We start from the raw sequence: 5,102 nt of genomic DNA on the forward strand, positions 1-5,102 counted from the left end.
TGTTGAAAAAAAATTGCATAATTATTTATTTTTAACATAATATTATTAATTTTATGCAACTTATTAGCTATTTATAAATAATTAAAACCATTTTAAATGAAAAAAATTTTAGCACTATTTACTGTATTGCTTTTTCTTTTACTGGTTTATCTTTCATGGAATTGGTATAAAGAAACCGTTTTGTGTTGTGATGACCAAAAAGTTATTAGTAGGGGCGTTTTGTCCTATGATTGTAATACAGACATTCCAATTACAACTGAGGGTTGGCCTCAAAAGAAAGAGGAGATTTTGGCATCAATTGCCGAAGGTAGAAGACTTCTAGTGGTTGCCCCTTATTTTGACGGCGAAACGAAAGAGTTAGCTTTAGCTCGTGCAGGGAAAGTTAAAGAATTATTTTTAGACAAATTAAAAGCAGAACAAATTGAAATTGGTACTTATGCTGCGGGTAATTGTCAAGAATCACAATCGGATGTCTTTCATAAATCATTATTTAAATGGGTTATACGTAACGAAAATGTTGTAGAGCAACATGACAGAGTTTTGATTTATTTTGAATATAACAAGACTAAAGAAATTGATTCTGAAAATTTAACTAATTATTTATCGAAACTCGCTGATGATTTGAAATTATCTGGCAAATCAATCAACATTGTTGGGCATACCGATAAAGATGGAGATACCCAATACAATTATAATCTTGGTTTGGAGCGAGCGGAACAAATCAAAAAATACTTGGTTGTTAAAGGTCTTGAACCTGGCAAAATTACAACAGATTCGAAAGGAGAAACTCAACCAATTGCTGACGGATCTACTGAAGAAGGCAAACAATTAAACAGAAGAGCAGAAATAGAATTCAATTAATCAAAAATTTAAAAATTATATATTATGTTAAAATTAGCAATTAATACAACAGCTTGTGATGGTAGTAGTGTATTTTGGCCATGGTTATTATGGCTTTTAGGAGCTTTCTTATTAGGTCTTTTATTAGGTTGGCTTCTAAAACAATTATTTGGTGGTGGTGCTGCTGTTGCTGAAACAAGCAATACTCCGGCACGATTTGCAGCCGTTGATTCAGCAAAAGATGATCTTACAAAAGTAGAAGGCATTGGTCCTAAAATACAAGGTTTGTTAAATAACGATGGAATTTGGAGTTTTAATCAATTAGCCAATTCATCTACAAAAAGACTGCAAAAAATATTAGATGATGCGGGTCCTGCTTATACTGTTCATAATCCAAGTACATGGTCTTCGCAAGCAAGACTTGCAGATGAGGGAAGTTGGGAGGAACTTGAAAATTGGCAAAAATATTTAAAAGGTGGCCTGTAACATATTTCTTAATTCTGAAAATCCTGCGTAATTCAAACGCAGGATTTTTTTTGTTAACTTCATTTATAATCGATTGTACTTCATTACTTCAATAATTCTAAACATTAAATTTAAAACAAAAAAAGTGCATGAATCTTCATACACTTTTTTTAATCCTATATCTTGTGTTTAGAATTTGTAGGCCAAACCAACTTGTAATACATTATTTTTGTTATCCCCAGCACCTTTAGTAACATCTGTTGTTCCTATGTTATAACGTAAACCCAAATCAAATGTGTCAAATAGTTCGACACCTGCACCTACTCCAACAGAAAAATCAGTAGATTCATAGTTATCTTTTGAATTAGGAAGGCCATCATCAGCTCCTACTAAGAATCCGAATTGGGGGCCTGCTTCCACATAAAGAATTTTTAACAAGTTCAAACGAGCCATGATAGGGACATTAAAATAATCTAATTTAACGTCTTGATCACCAAATTTGGCACCTTGTGTGGAGTAAACCAACTCGGGAACAACATCAATAATTACCAAATCTATAGAGGCAAAAACGCCAGCGTGAAAACCGGTTAAAGAGCCTATATCGCCATCACCTGATAAAGTTGACGTATTTAACCCTCCTTTTACACCAAATTGAAGAATCTGTGAATGTGCAGAAATTCCTAAAAACAAAACGACTAAGTAAAATAATTTTTTCATGAACTTAAATTTAAGATTGTTTATCAAATATATTAAATTATACAATCTTAAAAATTGGACTAAATATTATTTTTCACCTAATTGTTAACACAATTATAAACAAATCAACAGATTAAAGTTAATTTATAAAGAATATTCCAAGGCCAATCAACAGTATCTGAACTACAAAAAGCAACAATCCGAATACCAAACCCCGTTTGCCGGATTGGATTAAGGATTTAAAACTAACCTTGAGTCCGATAGCTGCCATTGCAAAAGTTAATAAAATCCGGCCTACCAAAGAGGCAAAATCAATGAAATCCTTTGGTACCTCAACAAGTGAAACGAAAAAGGTAATGAAAAGAAATCCCCATAGATACCAGGGAAGTTGAAAGTACTGTTTCCAACTTTTGCCCGTATTTCGCTGCGTAAGATAATTAAAGAAGATTAAACCGGGCGACAATAATGCCACACGTGCCAATTTAATAGTCAAAGCTTGTTCCCCTATTTCCGGTGTCAAGCCAAATGCTGCTCCCGCTACATTCCCCACAGAATGCAGCGTTCCTCCTAAAAGCAAACTGCTTTCGAGGGCTGAAAAAGAGAAAGCGGTTATTACTAAAGGTAAAAACAACATCCCCAAGACGCCGTATAAATTAACAACTGCCATGGCTACGCCTACATCTTCCTTGTTTTTACTAATGCTTGGAGCCAAAGCGGCAATGGCGGAGGAACCACAAATAGCTGTTCCAAAACCAACTAACCAACCTACTGAACCGGGACAATTCATTTTCTTTGCAAGAAAAACAGTGGCAAGAAGCATGATAAAAACGGCCAATCCCACAATTAAAAAACTCTCCCAGCCCAGCTTACCCATGTGGGAATAATTGATTCCAAAAGCTAAAAACAGAATGGAAAACTCCAAACCTTTGGTACTTGCATATACAATACCCGCCTGATAATCGGTACGAATGGTAAACAGATTGCCCACCAGAATTCCTAAAAGCAATCCCAGTAAAATACTGTTTAAAAAAGTAAAATAATTGGCAAACACCAATGCTATTGTGGCAATGATAGTTGTAAATAGAAGTCCGCTACGTATTGATTTTACCATCATTTTCTACGAAATACAGAAAAAATAAACTGTTGTTGCTTTTGTGCAGGTGTGGTGTGAACATGCTCTCTGCATTCTAGTTGCTCAAAATCATTTTCAAAAACTGCTTTCATTGTTGATTCATTGTATTGCTTTATTTCAATTCCCGAACATTTTAAAGGTCCGTTTTCTGAAAAAGTTCCCACAATCAGTACACCGCCCGATTTTATTCCGTTAGCTGCTTTTTCAACATACAGTTTTATATCCTCAGGTTGTGTTAAAAAATGAAATACTGCTCGGTCATGCCAAAAGTCGTACTGCTTCTTTGGTTTGAATTCAGTTATGTCTGACACAATCCAGTCCACTTTATCCGCCGCAGTTTCCAACCGGTTTTGTGCTCTTTTTAAAGCATTTTCGGAAATATCCAAAACAGAAAGAGCTTCATATCGCTCCTTTACTAAAAAGTCCACCAAAAAGCTATCGCCACCGCCAATATCAATAATTGCATCGGTTGGTTTGCCACCGTATTCATTTAGTAAATCTAAACTAAATTCAGGTTTGGGTTGGTACCAACTTACCTCTTCCAACTTTTTAGTAGAATAAATTGTTTCCCAATGTTGCTTTCGAGTTATTTCCATTTTATAAAACCAATTCTTTTAAAATAATATACACACCCATCACTAAAACAAACCATCCGAAACCTGTTTTCAATTTGGCTCCTTCCACCTTTTTGGCTAACGAGATTCCAATAAAAATACCAAGGATGGAAAGTGCTGTAAAAATGAGTAATAAATTCCAATCGATACTTTCGTCTCCTTTTAAGTCGCCTAAAAAGCCCAAAAGTGATTTAGCCGCGATGATAAAAAGTGAAGTCCCAACCGCTAATTTCATCGGCATTTTTGCCAACAAAACCAACGCAGGTATAATTAAAAATCCACCACCTGCCCCTACCAATCCGGTTAAAACACCTACCAATGTACCTTCTACCAAAATCATCGGATAATTGTACTGCATCGGAGCATGTTCATCGACTAAAATTTTAGAGGGCCGAATCATTGAAAAAGAAGCCAAGATCATCACTACAGCAAACAGTAGCATTAACGCAATGGGTTTTGTGAGTGTAAATGCTTGAAAGGTGAAGAAAGTCTCCGGTAAAAAAGGTACTAAATACGCTCGAGTTAAATAAACCGCCACAATTGAGGGAATCCCGAAAATAATAGCAGTTTTAAAATCAACTTTTTTGAGTAGGGCACTTTGAACACCACCTACTAAGGCAGTTGATCCTACGATAAACAAGGAATAGGCTGTTGCCAAAACCGGTTCAACAGCCATAATATATACTAAAATAGGAACTGTTAGAATGGAACCTCCACTGCCAATTAAACCCAATGAAATCCCAACAAAAACAGCCAAAATATAACCCAGTAAATGCGTAAACTCCATATTTACATTTTAAACAAAGGTACTTCTTCCAATTGTTTTCAAAAGTAACTTTTGTTACACATACATTTACATAAAAAAAGAGTATTTTTGAAATAAGATTCTGATTGAATGCATATAGTAGCTTAAAATTTGCTGACAAACAGAACCTTTCATTAATTGATCATTTTATTTTCTGTTACTTATGAAGTTAAATAAAATACTATTCCTCCTGTTATTTGGAACGTGCTTTTCGGGATTTGCTCAAAAAATTCCTAAAAAAGAAAGTAAAGATTCTATTCAAATTGATACCGTAAAAATTCTCTCCAGCGAAGACAACGAAAAAAACACCTACCGTGTTTTTAGTGAATTTACCGAAGCAGGACTGAACGAAAATTTAGACAAATACTCCAACAACTTTTTAATTCGGAAGCAGAATGAGCTTTTTAATGCGATTGATTTTGAAATTCAAAATGCCGAAAACACGATCAAAAAAGGGATTGACTACAAGGGATTTACCAAAGAATTAGAATATGAAATCGAAATAAAAAAAGTAGCTTTAGTTGGTCTTTTTGAAAATGACAGCAGGTAT

General features: G+C 34.7%; 7 protein-coding genes. 3 read left to right on the plus strand and 4 right to left on the minus strand.

Features of this window, described 5'->3' with window-relative positions; all coding sequences use genetic code 11:
* Positions 1-96 precede the first annotated feature (96 nt).
* Together ACIQ2S_RS11110 and ACIQ2S_RS11115 are read left to right on the plus strand one after the other, a co-directional pair.
* Complete coding sequence (locus tag ACIQ2S_RS11110; RefSeq protein ID WP_396175962.1) at positions 97-861, plus strand: OmpA family protein; 765 nt, start codon at positions 97-99, stop codon at positions 859-861.
* A 24-nt stretch (positions 862-885) separates the two neighbouring features.
* A complete protein-coding gene (locus ACIQ2S_RS11115) occupies positions 886-1,326 on the plus strand; it encodes a hypothetical protein (protein ID WP_396175965.1) in 441 nt (146 codons plus the stop codon).
* A 168-nt stretch (positions 1,327-1,494) separates the two neighbouring features.
* Here ACIQ2S_RS11115 and ACIQ2S_RS11120 read toward each other — a convergent pair whose 3' ends face one another.
* The 4 genes from ACIQ2S_RS11120 to ACIQ2S_RS11135 form a co-directional block, all read right to left on the minus strand.
* Positions 1,495-2,022, minus strand: coding sequence for a porin family protein (locus ACIQ2S_RS11120; RefSeq protein WP_396175968.1), 528 nt, complete (start codon positions 2,020-2,022; stop codon positions 1,495-1,497).
* Positions 2,023-2,140: 118 nt separating this feature from the next.
* Entirely contained in the window at positions 2,141-3,115 is a 975-nt protein-coding gene (locus tag ACIQ2S_RS11125; RefSeq protein WP_396175970.1) for a YeiH family protein, read from the minus strand.
* Positions 3,112-3,729, minus strand: coding sequence for a class I SAM-dependent methyltransferase (locus ACIQ2S_RS11130; protein ID WP_396175972.1), 618 nt, complete (start codon positions 3,727-3,729; stop codon positions 3,112-3,114). Before ACIQ2S_RS11130 ends, ACIQ2S_RS11125 begins: the two co-directional genes overlap by 4 nt.
* A gap of 1 nt (position 3,730) precedes the next feature.
* On the minus strand, positions 3,731-4,534 hold the full coding sequence (locus tag ACIQ2S_RS11135; RefSeq protein ID WP_396175974.1) for a sulfite exporter TauE/SafE family protein: 804 nt from the start codon (positions 4,532-4,534) through the stop codon (positions 3,731-3,733).
* Positions 4,535-4,715: 181 nt separating this feature from the next.
* Between ACIQ2S_RS11135 and ACIQ2S_RS11140 the strand changes: the two genes are divergently transcribed.
* Positions 4,716-5,102: hypothetical protein (locus ACIQ2S_RS11140; RefSeq protein WP_396175976.1), on the plus strand; the 387-nt coding region annotated here is incomplete at its 3' end.

The sequence above is a fragment of the Flavobacterium sp. genome (genome assembly GCF_044371705.1).
In the GTDB taxonomy this organism is placed as follows: Bacteria; Bacteroidota; Bacteroidia; order Flavobacteriales; family Flavobacteriaceae; genus Flavobacterium.

Bases quoted from the DNA above. Each gene is read 5' to 3' on its own strand.
- ACIQ2S_RS11120 (WP_396175968.1), bottom strand. From the start codon at position 2,022: ATGAAAAAATTATTTTACTTAGTCGTTTTGTTTTTAGGAATTTCTGCA.
- ACIQ2S_RS11115 (WP_396175965.1), top strand. From the start codon at position 886: ATGTTAAAATTAGCAATTAATACAACAGCTTGTGATGGTAGTAGTGTA.
- ACIQ2S_RS11125 (WP_396175970.1), bottom strand. From the start codon at position 3,115: ATGATGGTAAAATCAATACGTAGCGGACTTCTATTTACAACTATCATT.
- ACIQ2S_RS11135 (WP_396175974.1), bottom strand. From the start codon at position 4,534: ATGGAGTTTACGCATTTACTGGGTTATATTTTGGCTGTTTTTGTTGGG.
- ACIQ2S_RS11110 (WP_396175962.1), top strand. From the start codon at position 97: ATGAAAAAAATTTTAGCACTATTTACTGTATTGCTTTTTCTTTTACTG.
- ACIQ2S_RS11130 (WP_396175972.1), bottom strand. From the start codon at position 3,729: ATGGAAATAACTCGAAAGCAACATTGGGAAACAATTTATTCTACTAAA.